Source organism: Agromyces indicus (genome assembly GCF_031432295.1).
Taxonomy (GTDB): Bacteria; Actinomycetota; Actinomycetes; order Actinomycetales; family Microbacteriaceae; genus Agromyces; species Agromyces indicus.
Map to the genome: position 1 here is coordinate 113,053 of NZ_JAVKGS010000004.1, position 14,557 is coordinate 127,609.

Consider the following 14,557-nt stretch of genomic DNA (forward strand, 5'->3'; position numbering starts at 1 on the left):
ACGCTACGGAGCCCTCCGGAGCCGCGGTATGGGGTGAACCCCCGGAACCGCGGGGCGGCTGACGCGAGGGCGGCCGCACGGGGTAGCATCCGTGCAGCCCCCACCACGACCCGATCGGAGCCCTATGCCCCTGCCCTGGACCCTGCACGGCGACGGCGCCCACGTCGCGCCCGGCGACGTCGTCGCCCCCGGCGAACGCCTCTCCTGGCCGCGCACCATCGGCCTCGGCGCACAGCACGTCGTCGCCATGTTCGGCGCGACGTTCCTCGTGCCCATCATCACGGGCTTCCCGCCCGCCACCACCCTGTTCTTCTCGGGCATCGGCACGATCCTGTTCCTGCTCGTCACGGGCAACCGGGTGCCGAGCTACCTCGGCTCGTCGTTCGCGTTCATCGCGCCGATCACGGCCGCGATGGCCGCCGAGGGCGTCGCCGACCCGATGGGGGCGGCGCTGTTCGGCATCGTCGTGGTGGGCGTGCTGCTGGCGGTGGTCGGGCTCGTGGTGCAGTTCGCGGGCTCGCGGTGGATCGACGTCCTCATGCCCCCCGTGGTGGCCGGCGCCATCGTGGCGCTCATCGGCCTGAACCTCGCCCCCGTGGCCAAGGCCAACTTCCAGGAGGCGCCGCTGACGGCCCTCGTGACCCTCGTGGCGGTGCTCGTCGCGAGCGTCGCGTTCCGCGGCATCCTCGGGCGCATGTCGATCCTCCTCGGCGTCCTCGTCGGCTACGTCGTCGCGGTCGTGCAGGGCGAGGTGGACTTCGCCGCGGTCGGCGAGGCCGCGTGGGTCGGGCTGCCGCAGTTCCACCTCCCCGCGAACCCGCTGGCGGATGCCGCGGTCTGGGGACTCCTGCCGGCGTTCCTGCCCGTGGTGCTCGTGCTCGTCGCGGAGAACGTCGGCCACATCCGCGGCGTCGCGCAGATGACCGACCAGCGCGTGAACGCGTACACCGGTCGCGCCCTGTTCGCCGACGGGCTCGCGACCACCCTCGCCGGCTTCTTCGGCGGCTCGGGCACCACGACGTACGGCGAGAACATCGGCGTCATGGCCGCCACGCGCGTGTACTCGACCGCGGCGTACTGGGTGGCCGGGTCGTTCGCGGTGCTGCTCGGCCTGTCCCCGAAGGTCGGCGCGATCATCAACACGATCCCGCCGGGCGTGCTGGGCGGCGTGACGACCGCGCTGTACGGGCTCATCGGCGTCATCGGCGTGAAGATCTGGGTCGACAACCGCGTCGACTTCACGAACCCCGTGAACCAGTTCACCGCGGCGACGGCGCTCGTCATCGGGATCGCCGACTTCACGTTCAACGCCGGCGAGGTCGTGTTCAACGGCATCGCGCTCGGCACGATTGCCGCGATCGCGATCTACCACCTCATGAACGGCATCGCCCGGCTCCGCGGCACCGCGGCACCGGCGGAGCAGCCGGTCACGGGCGCGAGCGCGACGCCCGCACCCGACGCGCGCCACTGAGGCGAGACGACGAACGGCGGATGCCGCGGGGCGAGGTCCACGCGGCATCCGCCGCTTCCGGTACTGCGTGCGGCTAGCCGGCGATGAGCGTCTCGACCGGACCGCGCGTGAAGTAGATCACGAAGCCGACGGCCACGATCCACAGGAGCGGGCTGATCTCGCGCGCCTTGCCCGACAGCGCGCGCACGACGACCCAGCTGACGAAGCCCGCGCCGATGCCGTTGGCGATGGAGTACGTCAGCGGCATGACCGTGACCGTGAGGAACACGGGCAGCAGGACGCTGAAGTCCGACAGGTCGATGCCGCGGATCTGCGACATCATCAGCGCGCCGACGATGACGAGGGCCGCGGCGGCGACCTCGGACGGCACGATCGACGTGAGCGGGGTCAGGAACATCGCGAGGAGGAAGAGGACGCCGGTGACGAGGTTCGCCAGGCCGGTGCGCGCGCCCTCGCCGATCCCGGACCCGGACTCGATGAACACCGTGTTCGACGAGCTCGACGTGAACCCGCCCGCGACCGCGCCGACGCCCTCGACGACGAGCGCCGAACGCAGGCGCGGGAAGTCGCCCTTCGCGTCGGCGAGGCCGGCCTCCTTCGACAGGCCCGTCATGGTGCCGAGGGCGTCGAAGAAGTTCGTGAACACGAGCGTGAACACGAGCATGAGCGCGGCGAGCACGCCGATGCGCTCGAAGCTGCCGAGGCTCACCTGGCCGACGAGCGACAGGTCGGGCAGGCTCACCCACTGGGCGGGCAGCTCGGGCACCGACAGCCCCCAGCCCTGCGGGTTCACCGTCCCGTCGGCGCCCACCTTCGGGCCGAGGTCGAGGATCGACTCGAGCACGAGCGCGAGCACCGTGCCCGAGAGCAGGCCGATGAGGATGCCGCCCTTCACCCGCAGCGCGACGAGCACGCCCGTCGCGAGGAGCGTCGCGACGAACACGAGCGTGGGGATGGTCGAGACCGATCCGTCGACCCCGAGGCCGACGGGCGGCGACGCGGCGCCGGTCGCGGTGACGAAGCCCGCGTCGACGAAGCCGATGAAGGCGATGAACAGGCCGATGCCGACGGTGATCGCGAGCTTCAGCTGCATGGGCACGGCCTCGAAGATGAGGCGGCGGAGGCCCGTCGCGGCGAGCAGGACGATCACGAGCCCGTTGATGAGGACGAGGCCCATCGCCTCCGGCCAGGTGACCTGGCCGACGACGGACACGGCGAGGAACGAGTTGATGCCGAGCCCGGCCGCGAACGCGAACGGCAGGCGCGCGACGACGCCGAACAGGATCGTCATGACGCCGGCCGTGAGCCCGGTGACGGCGGCGACCTGGGCGAAGTCGAGGTTGTCGCCTGCGACGTCCGTGCCGCTCGAGAGGATGATCGGGTTGAGGATGACGATGTAGGCCATCGTCACGAACGTGACGATGCCGCCTCGCACCTCGGCGGAGATGCTCGAGCCGCGCTTCGTGATCTCGAAGTAGCGGTCGAGCGCGCCTCCGCCGCGCGACGGCGATTCGGGTTCGGGTCGGTGTTCGGTCTCGGTCGCGGTCATGTGGTCCCCGGGTCGGGAGGCGCCCGTGGGGCGCCTCGGCTGCGGTCCGCTCGGGCGAGCGGGGGTCGGAGCGGGACGACGGCGGCCCGGACGAGGTGACGGCGGCTCAGCCGCCCGTGCCATGCAACGCCGGCACGATCAGATAGATTCCGAACAGCACGGCCGAGCCGCTCAGTCCGAAGCATATCCACGCCGCGACCACGGCCGCGCGCTTCTGCGCATCGGTGAGCGGGCTCTTCCGGGCGGCCTTCTCGGCACGCCTGGCGGCCTTCGCGGCCTGCTCGGGCGTCACGACCGTGATCGCGTCGGTGAACGTCGCGGGCGCCACCACGGGCGTGCGGCCGCCGACGGTCAGCAGTCGCAGGCCGAGCGCGTAGAGGCTGACGACCACGCCCGCGCCGAGGAGCGACGCGGCGAGCACGATCACGAACGCCATCCAGTCGATCACTTCGCCACCTTCTTCGGCTTCGGGTCGCGCTTGATCTTCACGGCGCGACCGGAGTCGGCGACCTCGCTCAGCACGTTGTGGTGCGACACCTCGTCGCGGCGCGACCACAGGTAGATGCCGCCGATGATCGCCGCGGCGCCGAAGGCCGCGATGAGCACCCCGGTGACGCCGGTCTGGGCGATCAACGCGGCGAGCGCGCCCACGCCGCCGGCTGCCGGCAGGGTGAGCAGCCACCCGACGCCGATGCGGCCCGCCGTGCGCCAGCGGACCGTGGAACCACGCCGGCCGAGACCCGATCCGATCACCGAACCCGAGGCGACCTGCGTGGTCGAGAGCGCGAAGCCGAGGTGGCTGGACGCGAGGATCGTCGCGGCGGTGGAGGTCTCGGCGGCGAAGCCCTGAGCGGGCTTCACGTCGGTCAGGCCCGTGCCGAGGGTCTTGATGATGCGCCATCCGCCCATGTACGTGCCGAGGGCGATCGCGACGGCGCACGTCACGACGACCCAGAACTCCGGCCCCGAGCCGACCGGCTGCATGCCCACCGAGATCAGGGTCAGCGTGATGACGCCCATCGTCTTCTGCGCGTCGTTCGTGCCGTGCGCGAGCGCCACGAGGGAGCTCGAGAAGATCTGCGCGTACCGGAAGCCGTCTCGTCCGTCGGGCTTGCCGTCGTGGCGGCGCGTGATCGCGTAGGCGAGCTTGGTGGCGGTGAACGCGACGAGTCCCGCCGTGAGCGGGGCGAGCAGCGCGGGCAGGATGATCTTCGACATCACCACGCCGCCGTCGATGGCCTGCAGCCCGAAGCCGACGAGCGCGGCGCCGATCAGTCCGCCGAACAGCGCGTGGCTCGACGACGAGGGCAGGCCGAGCAGCCACGTGATCATGTTCCACGTGATCGCCCCGATGAGGCCGGCGAAGATGAGCTCGGGCGTGATGAACACGCCGCCCTCGCCCTCGCGGATGAGCCCGCCCGAGATGGTCTTCGCGACCTCGGTGGACAGGAAGGCGCCGATCAGGTTGAGCACCGCGGCCAGGCCGACGGCGACCTTCGGCCGGAGCGCCCCGGTGGCGATGGGCGTGGCCATCGCGTTCGCCGTGTCGTGGAACCCGTTCGTGAAGTCGAAGAAGAGCGCCAGCGCGATGACCAGCACGACGATGAGAGTGAGATCCACCGGCGTCTTTCCGTGAGATCGGGTGAGGGATTCACCTGCTGTTCACGCAGGAGGGGTTGCGGATGTCGGCGAGCGCCGAGCCCCGATGATCCTACGCGACGTGAACCCGGTGATCCACCACGCTCGCGAGGTCCGCGCCGAAGGTGAAGGTGCGTCGCACGCGGCCGCCGGCGAGCACGCCCGGCAGCCAGTGCTTCGCGTCGTCCCACATCTCCGCGAGCGGCACCCGGTCGACGTCGAACCACTCCGGGTCGAGCTCGTCGGATGCCGCGGGCACGCCCGTGAACGTGCGCGTGACGAACACGCTCGACTCCTGGCTCCACGCCTCGCGATGCGGGAACAGGTACGTCAACCGCCCGCGCGCCTCGAGGTCGGCGGCACGGACGGTGACGCCCGACTCCTCGTGGACCTCGCGCACCGCCGCCTCGACCGCGGTCTCCCCCGGCTCGAGCTTGCCGCCGAGCCCCACGAAGTACCCGCGTCCGAGGCCGTGCTTCTTGCGGCCGAGGAGCACCTGGGTGCGGCCCTCGGACTCGCGCAGCAGGTAGCAGACGCAGACCTGCGGCAGCGGCATCCGTGGTTCGGTCATCGGCTCAGCCGAAGAGGATCTTCGCCTCGTCGTAGCGCGACTGCGGCACCAGGTTGAGCCCGCCGGTCGCCTCGGCGATCGTGACCCGGGCGATGTCGGTGCCGCGCAGGGTGACCATGCTGCCCCACGCCCGGTCGACGGCGGCGTCGACCGCGGCCATGCCGAGCCGGGTCGCGAGGACCCGGTCGTACGCCGAGGGCGCGCCGCCGCGCTGGATGTGGCCGAGCACCGTGTGGCGCGACTCGATGCCGGTGCGCTCCTCGATCATCGGCGCGAGCTTCTCGGCGATGCCGCCGAGACGCGGCCGGTTGAACGCGTCGAGCCCGAGGTGCGAGTGCGCCTCGTCCATCGTGTCGAGCTTGAAGCCCTCGGCGACGACGATGAGGGGCGCGCGGCCGCGGTCGCGGACCGACTCGACGTAGTGGCAGATCTCGTCGATGCCCATGGGCTGCTCGGGGATGAGGATGGCGTGCGCGCCGCCCGCCATTCCCGAGTGCAGCGCGATCCAGCCGACGTGCCGGCCCATGACCTCGAGGACCATCGCCCGGTTGTGCGACTCGGCCGTGGTGCGCAGTCGGTCGATCGCCTCGGTCGCGATCTCGACGGCCGTGTCGAAGCCGAAGGAGTAGTCGGTCGCGGCGAGGTCGTTGTCGATGGTCTTGGGCACGCCGATCACCGGGAGCCCGCCCTCGTCGACCAGCCGCCGGGCGGCCGTGAGGGTGCCCTCGCCGCCGATCGCGATGATCGCGTCGATGCCCTCGGCCTCGAGCATGCGACGGATGTTTCCGGGTCCGCCGTTCTCGCCCTCGAACGGGTTGGTGCGGCTCGAGCCGAGGATGGTGCCGCCCTGCTTCGACAGGCCGCGCACGTCGTGGCGCGTGATGGGCATGATGTCGCCCTCGACGACGCCGCGCCATCCCCACCGGAACCCGACGAACTCGGCCTCGTGCGTGATGACGCCCTTCAGGACGGCGCCGCGGATGACCGCGTTGAGGCCGGGGCAGTCGCCGCCGCTCGTGAGAATGCCGATCTTCATGACCACTGGTTGACTCCTCGTGAGGTGGACGTTCGCGGGGATGCCGCTTCATCGAGGCGCGAACGTCGAGGAGTCTAGCGGGGCCCGCGGCATCCGTCCGCGCCGATGACGGGGAGCGGATGCCGCGCGACCGCCGCTACAGGGCGCCGTCGAGCGCCTGGCGCAGCAGGTGCTGCAGCGCGTCGAGCTGCACCGAGTCGGCCGAGCCCGGCTCCACGTCGAGCCCGTCGAGCGCCCGCAGGGCGAGGCCCTGCTTCTGGTCGATGAGCTCGGCGATGCGCGCGTCGACCGTGTGGGCGGCGATGATGCGCCACGCGGTGACGGGCTCGTCCTGGCCGATGCGGTGCACGCGGTCGATCGCCTGCGTCTGCTCCGCCGCGGTCCAGCTGAGCTCGGCGAGCACGACGTTCGACGCCGCCTGGAGGTTCACGCCGACGCCCGCCGCGGTGAGCGAGGCCACCGCGATCGAGACCTCGGGGTCGGAGTTGAACGCGTCGATCGCGTGCTGGCGGGCGATCGCGGTCTGGTCGCCGCGGATCGACACCGTGCGCAGCTCGCGGGCGGCGAACGCCGCCTCGGCCTGGTCCATGACGTCGATGTGCTTGGCGAAGAACACGACCTTGCCGGCCGAGCGGGCCAGCTGGGCGGCGTAGTCGGCCGCGAGGCCGGCCTTCGCCTGGCCGATGCGACGCACCATCGTGAAGACGTTCTCGCCCGACTTGGCCGACTTCGACTCCTCGAGCTCCGAGAGGGCGACCGCGCGGATGAACTGGTCGCGCTCGAGCTCGTCGAGGTCGCCGACGCGGAGCTTGCGCGACTCGACGAGTGCGCGGAAGCGGTTCGCGAGGCGGTGGCCGAGCTCGCGCTCGGCGGCGCGGATCGATCGGCCGACCTCGTCGTCGAGTTCGACGGGCAGGTCGGCGATGCGCTTCTCGGGCAGGTCGGCGGCGACGTCGACCTTGCGGCGGCGCACGATGCCGAGGTCGATGACGATGCGGCGCGCCTCGGCGTAGAAGCCCTGGTCGGCCGGCGTCAGCCCGGTCTCCTCGAGCCTGCCGATCAGCTCGGGCGACGGACGGTCCCCGTCGATCCAGCCGAGGAACTGCCAGATCGCGCGGAAGTCGTCGACGTCGTTGATGAGCGGGGTGCCGGTGAGGGCGAGCAGCAGCGGGTCGCCGCCCGGCGTGTTCCGGCGGATGCGGTCGGCGAGCGCGAGCACGTTGCGCGAGCGCTGCGACTGCAGGTTCTTGATGAAGTGCGCCTCGTCCACGACCATGCCGCGGAAGCCCAGCGTGGACAGCCAGGCCATGTGGCGGTCGAGCACGTCGTAGTTCACGACGATCACGTCGGCGAAGGCGTCCACGCCGTCGCCGTCGCCGTGGATGACGGTCGCGCGGCGGTGCGGGGTCCAGCGCTCGACCTCGCGGGCCCAGTTCATCTTCACGACGTTCGGCACGACGGCCAGCAGCGGGTAGGCGCCGGCGACGGATGCCGCGAGGACCGACTGCGCGGTCTTCCCGAGTCCCGGCTCGTCGGCGAGGAGGAACCGCCGGTGCCCCTGGCGTGCCGCCTCGACGAACCGCGCCTGGTGCGGCATCAGCTCGAGGCCGCGCGGGGCGAGCCGGTCGATCCGCGGCGGCTCGGGCAGCGCCATGGACGCGGCCTGACCGCCGGAGCCGGACTCGAACGACTTGAACAGGGGCCCGAGCAGCTCCCAGTTCGCGAGGCGCCGGACCGGGACGGTGGGCTGCGTCGTGCGCGAGAAGTCGGGCGCGAGGAACGGGCTGGCCAGCTGGCGGGCCTTGACCGAGCGCGGGATCACCTGGTTCTCGGCGATCTCCGGCCGCGGCTCGGGCTCGCGGACGATGATGAGCTCGTCCTCGCTGAGCTCGGCGCCCGACTCGAGCAGCCAGTCGCGGCGGAACCGCTGCGCGACCGTGGAGATCGAGGCATCCGGCTCGAGGAGCGTGATCAGGCTCGTGTCGCGTGCCGCGGTCTTCGCGAGGATCTGCGCGATGCCGTCGAGGCGCTTCAGCAGCTCGGCGCGGGCGGCGTCGCCCAGCTCGGGGTCGCCCTTCACGCGGGCGCGCTCCTCGCGCATGAGCAGCGCGATGACCTGGAACTTCGTGCGGTTGGTGGGCCCCAGCTTGTTCTTCTGGGCCTTCTGCTCGACCTCGCGGACCTTCCGCGCGAGGATCGGGATGATGGGCGCGTCGTCGTCACGCGAACGCGTGCGCTGCCGCTGCCTCGTCTGGGCCAATGGTCCTCCCCTGTCTGGGCCCGATGCGAACGGGCTCCCCGACCACCGGGCGTGGTGGCCCGCACCGCCCCCGGACGGGCTCGATCGTCGAGGCCGTCGTCGCGGTGCGCCGAATCCGGAAGCCGAGCATGGCGGGGGCGAGTTCCCCCAGCCGTCGGACCGAAGAACGGATCCGTCGGGCGCCTCGCACATTCTACGCGTCGTCGAGGGGTCCGCGCCAATGGGCGCGTTCAGACGCCCACGGCGAGCCCCGCCAGTGCCGCCCAACCCACCCCGGCATGGCCGCAGCCTACGCTCCCTCGACCATGCCGCCCGGGACGACGTCCCGCCCTGTCGCCGTCGGCCGCCGGGGGCTAGGCTCGCAGCATGGACGAGTCGACGCAGTTCGGCGAGGGCCTCGCCGACGATCACGAGTTCGAGGTCGCACAGGACGGCGAGATCCCCGCCGAGGTCGATCTCGACACCGCAGCCGCGGACGCCGACGAGCGTCCGGTGGGCGACGACACCGGCGACGAGGTCGTCGGCATCGACGAGGAGCGCCGCGTGCCGCTGCCCGACGAGCCCGGGCCGGGTTCCTCCGCCGACGAGGAGTGACCGGCGCGGCGGACGGCGCGGTCAGACGCCGCCGCCGCCTCCGCCGCCGCCCCCGCCGCCGCTCGAACCGCCGCCGCCCGAGCCGCTCGAGGACGAGCTCGACGACGATCCGGACCAGCTCGAGCTCGACGCGGTGGTGAACGAACTCACGCTCGAGGCGAACACGGCCGCGTTGAACCCGCTGCGGCCCGCGTACCAGCCGGGCTGCTCGCCCCGCTGCGCGTAGAGCGCGGCGAGCTCCTCGCTCCATTCGCGCTCCTGCCCGAACAGCACCGCGTACGGGAGCAGCCGTTCGGTGATCCGCAGCACCACGTCGGGGTCGAGGCCCGCGGATGCCGCGCCCGCGGCCGGTGCCATGGGCACGCGCTCCGCGCCGGTCGGGCTCTGCAGCATCCGCAGCCGGTCGGCCTCGGCGAGCCGGATGTACAGGCGGAGCCCCTCGAGGTGGTCGCGGAACTCGCGGCCGCGTTCGGTGAGCGGACGCACGTCGGCGACCATCCACACCGCGGCGACGGCGAGCGCGGACGCCCCGATGATCGGCAGCCACGGCCAGGCGCCGCCCATCCGCGCGTCGAGCGCGGCGATGCCGAGGATCACGGCGAGCGTCGACGCGACGATCGCGAGCGCCGCGAGCAGGATGCGCAGGCCCCCGTCCGGTCGACGGCGGAGCCCCTCGCGGGCGACGCGCGAGTGCACCTGGCGGCGCAGGTTCATCAGCTTGGTGCCGAGGGTCGTGTCGCTCGTCTTGAGGTTCCGGCGCGCTCCGGGGCGTGCGCCCGGGCCGAACAGCGCGGAGAGCACGCGCGTCGCGTCGCGATCGGCGCCGCCCGCGTCGCCGGTGAGCTCGACGGCGTACTTCTTGCGTCCCGTCTCCACGACGCGCACCCGTCCGGCGACGGCCTCGGCGAGGATCGTCGCCGTGATGCCCTTGCCGGGGGCGCGCACCAGGTCCGCGGCCTCCATGAGCGACGGACGCTCGGGCGGCTCGTACTGGGCGATGACGATGCCGCGTCCGGGGTGGTCGCGCCACCGCGTCGCACGGAAGACGCCGGCGAGGATCGCGACGGTGAGCGCCGTGAGCGCCGCGGCGGCCGAACCCATGGCGGCCGGCGACGAGGTGAACCGCTCGTCGCGTGGCTCGAAGGTCCCCGGGTCGAAGCCGACGGCCAGGGTCAGGTTCTCGTAGGGGCCGAGCGCCGCGGCCTCGGCAACGACGACGCCCTCCGCGGCGTCATCCGCCCGCAGGGTCTCGCACGGGGTGCTCGAGCCCTCGTACCCCCGGTAGCACGCAGCGTCGCCCGTGAACGCGTCGGCGAGACCGTCCTCGAGCCGCAGCTCGCCCCGGACGACGCCGAAGGGCTGCGCCCAGCCCGTGCCGTTGACGTCCCAGTAGAACTCCTGGATTTCGAGGTCGTCGGGTTCGAAGGTGACGTTCCGCTGGTGGTACGTGATCACGTACGTCTGCTCGCCGTGGACGTAGTCGTCGGCGGCGATGGTGACCAGCTCGAACTCGCCGTCCTCGCTGCGCTCGGTCTCGAAGCCGCGGGGCTCCCTCTCGGCATCCGTCACCGAGAGCACGCGGATGTCGGTGGGGTGGCCGTCGTAGGTGCGCGGGATCGCGCGACGGATGCCGCGGTTCTGGTCGTACTCGGGGAACACCGCGACGAGCGTCTCGGTCGTGAGCAGCTCCGAGCGCCGGTCGGCGTCGCGGCCCAACCGGTAGACCGCGTCGAAGCCGGCGAACGTGAAGTCGTCGACGTCGCCCGGCACGGCACGCACCGGCGGCGGTGCGGCCGGCCGGTCCGCGGGGACCGCGGCGGAGGCGGCGGACGCGGCGGCGCCGAACGCGGGGATGAGGAGCGCTCCGGCGAGCGCCGCGAGGGCGGCGGGGCGACGTGGCCGGCGGGCGCGGGACCGTATGGCGACCATGCCCTCACGGTAGCGAACCGGCCGCCCCGCGTCATCCGTTCGAGCGCCCGCGGCACCGCCTCGACGGAATACGGACGGGGGTATCCCCCGCGGGCGTATCCTTGCAGGGTGATCGAGGACATCAAGAAGCGCGCGCTCCACCGCACGAAGATCATCGAGGGCCAGCTGCGCGGCATCGAGAAGATGATCGAGAACGAGGACTACTGCGTCGACATCATCACCCTGTCGCTGGCGGTGCAGAAGTCGCTCGGGTCGCTGAACAAGCTCCTCGTCGAGAACCACCTGCGCACCCACGTGTCGCACATGTACGAGGAGGGCGGCGACCGGCGCGAGGAGGCCGTGGCCGAACTCGTGCGCATCTTCGAACTGTCCAACAACCGGGCCTGACGGATGCCGCGGATCGAGCTGGTCACCGGCGACCTCACGCTCGAGCGCGTCGACGCCATCGTCAACGCGGCGAACTCGTCGCTGCTCGGCGGCGGCGGCGTCGACGGGGCCATCCACCGCGCGGGCGGGCCCGAGATCCTCGCCGAGTGCCGGGCCCTGCGCGCCGGCACGCTGCCCGACGGGCTCCCGACCGGCGAGGCGGTCGCGACGACCGCCGGGCGACTCGCCGCACGCTGGGTCGTGCACACCGTCGGCCCGGTCTGGCCCGGCGACGGACCCGAGGCGGAGCGGCGCCGCCGCCTGCTCGAGTCGGCGTACCGGAACGCCCTGGGGCTCGCAGCACGGCTCGGTGCGGCATCCGTCGCGCTGCCCGCCGTGTCGGCCGGCGTCTACGGATGGCCCGCCGACGACGCCGCCGCGGTCGCGGTCGGCACCGCGGCCGACGCCCGCGAGACGCCCGGCCTCGTGCGGTTCGTGCTGTTCTCGCCGCCGATGCACGCCGAGTTCGTCGCGGCCGCCGAGCGCCTGGGCGTCGACGCCGTCGCGGACCGCTGACCGCCCGGCCGGGCCGGCGCGTCGCTCACGTGCCGGGCGCGGTCGCGGCGATCCACGCGTCGAGGTCGCTCGGCTGGTCGGTGATGATCCCGTCGACGCCGAGCTCGCTCACCTGCGCCCACGTGTCCTGCGTGTTCAGCGTGTAGCAGAGCACGGCGATGCCCGCCGCGTGGGCCGCGTCGACGGCTCCGGGCGCGGCGGTGACCGACGCGGCGGTCGTGCCGAACCCGATGACCCCGAGCCACTCGGCGAGCGGGACGGGGTCGGCCGGCAGCTCGCGGATGAGCATGATCCGCGGCGTGGCGGGTGCGACGCGCTGCACCGACTGCAGCGTCTCGATGCTGAAGCTCTGCAGCACGACGCGGCCGCGGAGGCGGTGCCGCTCGATGAGGTCGACGACGAGGCGGACCTGGGCGGGCGCCCAGTCGGCCTTCAGTTCGACGAGCGCGCGCGCGTCGTCGCGCTCGGCGAGCTCGGCGAGGAACGCCTCGAGCGTGGGGATCCGCTCGCCGGCGAACTCGTCGGAGTACCACCGGCCGACGTCCAGCCGCGCGAGCTCGGCGAACGTGCGGTCCTCGACCCGACCCTCGCGCCCGGCGACCCGTTCGAGGTCGGTGTCGTGGAAGAGCACGGGGACGCCGTCGCGGGTGAGGCGCACGTCGGTCTCGACGTAGGCGAGCTCGTCCATCGCGAGTTCGAGCGCGGGCATGGTGTTCTCGGGTGCGAGCGACCGGTCGCCGCGGTGGGCGATGATGGCGGCGGCCTCACCGGGTTGGCGCAGCGCGCCGAACACGTCGATGGCGTAGACGTCGGTGGGGGTCGCGGCGGTCCAGAGGAGCGAGGCGGTCGCGATGACGCCGGTGGCGGCGAGGGCGATGCGGACCGGACGGGGGGCGTGGGGCACGGGTCGGGACCTTCCTCGGTGCCGCGCCTCCTTGCGCGCACCGTGCAGGCCACTGTAGCAACGTCGTTACCGTTTCGTTACCTTCTTGCGCGGTCAGGTGCCGACCGATGACGCATCCGTCCGCGACCCCGCCCGGGCCACGGTCTCCGCCTCCACGGCGATCCGGTTCGCCATGCCCGCGAACACGATGCCGTGGATCGGCACGATCGACCACCAGTAGAGGCGCCCGGCGAGTCCCTTCGGGAAGAAGACCGCGCGCTGCCGGTAGACCGACCCGCGACCGTCCGCCTCGGCCGACATCTCCAGCCAGGCCCGGCCCGGCACCCGCATCTCGGCGCGGAGCCGGAGGAAGCGGGGCCGCTCGATCGCCTCGACCCGCCAGAAGTCCACCGCGTCGCCCGGGTACAGCGTGTCCGGGTCCCGCCGGCCGCGGCGGAGCCCGACGCCGCCGGACAGCTTGTCGATCCAGCCCCGGATCGCCCAGGCGAGCGGGAACGAGTACCACCCGTTCTCGCCGCCCACGCCCTCGATGACCGACCACAGCGCCTCGACCGGCGCATTCGACCGGCGCTCGCGGTGATCGACGTAGACGGTGTACCCGGCCCAGTCCGGGTCGCTCGGCAGCGGATCGCTCGGGGCCCCCTCGACCTCGGCATTGCGCCAGCTGGTCTCGACCTCGCCCGAGCGCTCCTTCTCGAGGGCCAGGCGCACCGAGCGGCGGTACCCCACGAGCCCCTCGGGCGGCGGCGGGATGACGGCGTCGATGTCGTGCTCGCGCATGACGCAGTCGAACTGGAGCGACTCGATGATGGGGACCGCGAGCCGCCTCGGGATCGGCGTCACGAGGTTCACCCACTGGCCGGCCAGCCACGGGGTGAGCACGGGCAGCGCCGCGATCGGCCGCTGCCGGAGGCCCGCCTCGACCGCGTAGCCGTTCATGAGCTGCCCGTAGCGGAGGACGTCGGGCCCGCCGATGTCGAACGCGCGGTTCACCTCCGGCGGGAGCTCGGCGGCCCGGATCAGGTAGTGCAGCACGTCGCGCACGGCGATGGGCTGGATGAAGTTGCGGACCCAGCGCGGCGCCGGCATGTACGGCAGGACCTCGGTCAGGTGACGTATCATCTCGAACGACGTCGAGCCGGACCCGATGATGACGCCCGCCTGCAGCACCACCGTCGGCACGCCCGACTCGAGCAGGATCTCCCCCACCCGGACCCGCGAGCGCAGGTGGCGCGAGAGCGTGCCGCCCTCCGGGTGGAGTCCGCCGAGGTAGACGACGCGGCGGACGCCCGCCTCGCGCGCGGCGGCGGCCACGTTCCGCGCGATGCGGAGCTCGGACTGCTCGAAGTCCCCCCGGCCGCCCATCGAGTGGACCAGGTAGTAGACGACGTCGGTGCCGCGCATCGCCCGCGCGACCGCCGCGGCATCCGTGAGGTCGCCGTCGACGAGGTCGACCCCCGCGGCCCACGGCACGTCGCGCAGTCGCTCGGGACGCCGGACGACGACGCGGACGTCATGCCCTTCGTCGAGCAGGCGCGGCACGAGCCGCCCGCCGATGTACCCGGTCGCCCCGGTCACCAGGATGCGCATGGCCCGACCCTAGCCCGCGCGATGCGGGCCGGGCCGGGCCGCTGCTGTGAATCCTCCGAGGGCGCCCGAAGCG

The 14,557-nt window shown here is 72.7% G+C and carries 13 protein-coding genes; 4 read left to right on the plus strand and 9 right to left on the minus strand.

Annotated elements, in window-relative coordinates; all coding sequences use genetic code 11:
- Positions 1 to 124: 124 nt before the first annotated feature.
- Complete coding sequence (locus RH861_RS13840) at positions 125 to 1,471, plus strand: uracil-xanthine permease family protein (RefSeq protein WP_310521476.1); 1,347 nt, start codon at positions 125 to 127, stop codon at positions 1,469 to 1,471.
- 73 nt (positions 1,472 to 1,544) lie between these two features.
- Here RH861_RS13840 and RH861_RS13845 read toward each other — a convergent pair whose 3' ends face one another.
- The 6 genes from RH861_RS13845 to RH861_RS13870 all read right to left on the minus strand — a co-directional run bounded on the left by RH861_RS13845 (position 1,545) and on the right by RH861_RS13870 (position 8,525).
- The gene (locus tag RH861_RS13845) at positions 1,545 to 3,020 is read right to left on the minus strand and encodes an NCS2 family permease (RefSeq protein WP_310521477.1); all 1,476 of its coding nucleotides are present in this window, start codon (positions 3,018 to 3,020) and stop codon (positions 1,545 to 1,547) included.
- Positions 3,021 to 3,126: 106 nt separating this feature from the next.
- Positions 3,127 to 3,468 carry a peptidase gene (locus RH861_RS13850; protein ID WP_231878523.1) on the minus strand — a complete coding sequence of 114 codons (342 nt, stop codon included), beginning with the start codon at positions 3,466 to 3,468 and terminating at the stop codon, positions 3,127 to 3,129.
- Positions 3,465 to 4,640 (minus strand): inorganic phosphate transporter, encoded by a 1,176-nt coding sequence (locus RH861_RS13855; protein ID WP_310521478.1) that lies wholly within the window; start codon positions 4,638 to 4,640, stop codon positions 3,465 to 3,467. The genes RH861_RS13850 and RH861_RS13855 overlap by 4 nt, the downstream gene beginning before the upstream one ends.
- 91 nt (positions 4,641 to 4,731) lie before the next feature.
- Positions 4,732 to 5,229: an 8-oxo-dGTP diphosphatase gene (locus tag RH861_RS13860; RefSeq protein ID WP_310521479.1), complete on the minus strand. Its 498-nt coding sequence runs from the start codon at positions 5,227 to 5,229 to the stop codon at positions 4,732 to 4,734.
- A 4-nt stretch (positions 5,230 to 5,233) separates the two neighbouring features.
- Positions 5,234 to 6,265 (minus strand): 6-phosphofructokinase, encoded by a 1,032-nt coding sequence (locus tag RH861_RS13865; protein ID WP_310521480.1) that lies wholly within the window; start codon positions 6,263 to 6,265, stop codon positions 5,234 to 5,236.
- Positions 6,266 to 6,401: 136 nt separating this feature from the next.
- The gene (locus RH861_RS13870; protein ID WP_310521481.1) at positions 6,402 to 8,525 is read right to left on the minus strand and encodes a DEAD/DEAH box helicase; all 2,124 of its coding nucleotides are present in this window, start codon (positions 8,523 to 8,525) and stop codon (positions 6,402 to 6,404) included.
- Between the two features lie 366 nt (positions 8,526 to 8,891).
- Here RH861_RS13870 and RH861_RS13875 point away from each other — a divergent pair, with 366 nt between their 5' ends.
- On the plus strand, positions 8,892 to 9,119 hold the full coding sequence (locus tag RH861_RS13875) for a hypothetical protein (RefSeq protein WP_310521482.1): 228 nt from the start codon (positions 8,892 to 8,894) through the stop codon (positions 9,117 to 9,119).
- Positions 9,120 to 9,140: 21 nt separating this feature from the next.
- On the opposite strand, the gene RH861_RS13880 is transcribed toward RH861_RS13875, so the two are convergent.
- The gene (locus tag RH861_RS13880) at positions 9,141 to 11,048 is read right to left on the minus strand and encodes a DUF2207 domain-containing protein (protein WP_310521483.1); all 1,908 of its coding nucleotides are present in this window, start codon (positions 11,046 to 11,048) and stop codon (positions 9,141 to 9,143) included.
- Positions 11,049 to 11,156: 108 nt separating this feature from the next.
- Between RH861_RS13880 and RH861_RS13885 the strand changes: the two genes are divergently transcribed.
- Positions 11,157 to 11,435: a metal-sensitive transcriptional regulator gene (locus tag RH861_RS13885; protein ID WP_067945954.1), complete on the plus strand. Its 279-nt coding sequence runs from the start codon at positions 11,157 to 11,159 to the stop codon at positions 11,433 to 11,435.
- 3 nt (positions 11,436 to 11,438) lie between these two features.
- Positions 11,439 to 11,990: an O-acetyl-ADP-ribose deacetylase gene (locus RH861_RS13890; RefSeq protein ID WP_310521484.1), complete on the plus strand. Its 552-nt coding sequence runs from the start codon at positions 11,439 to 11,441 to the stop codon at positions 11,988 to 11,990.
- A 25-nt stretch (positions 11,991 to 12,015) separates the two neighbouring features.
- Here the strand turns inward: RH861_RS13890 and RH861_RS13895 are convergent, their stop codons facing one another.
- Positions 12,016 to 12,894: a glycerophosphodiester phosphodiesterase gene (locus RH861_RS13895; RefSeq protein WP_310521485.1), complete on the minus strand. Its 879-nt coding sequence runs from the start codon at positions 12,892 to 12,894 to the stop codon at positions 12,016 to 12,018.
- Positions 12,895 to 12,987: 93 nt separating this feature from the next.
- A complete protein-coding gene (locus tag RH861_RS13900) occupies positions 12,988 to 14,484 on the minus strand; it encodes an SDR family oxidoreductase (protein ID WP_310521486.1) in 1,497 nt (498 codons plus the stop codon).
- Positions 14,485 to 14,557: the final 73 nt, after the last annotated feature.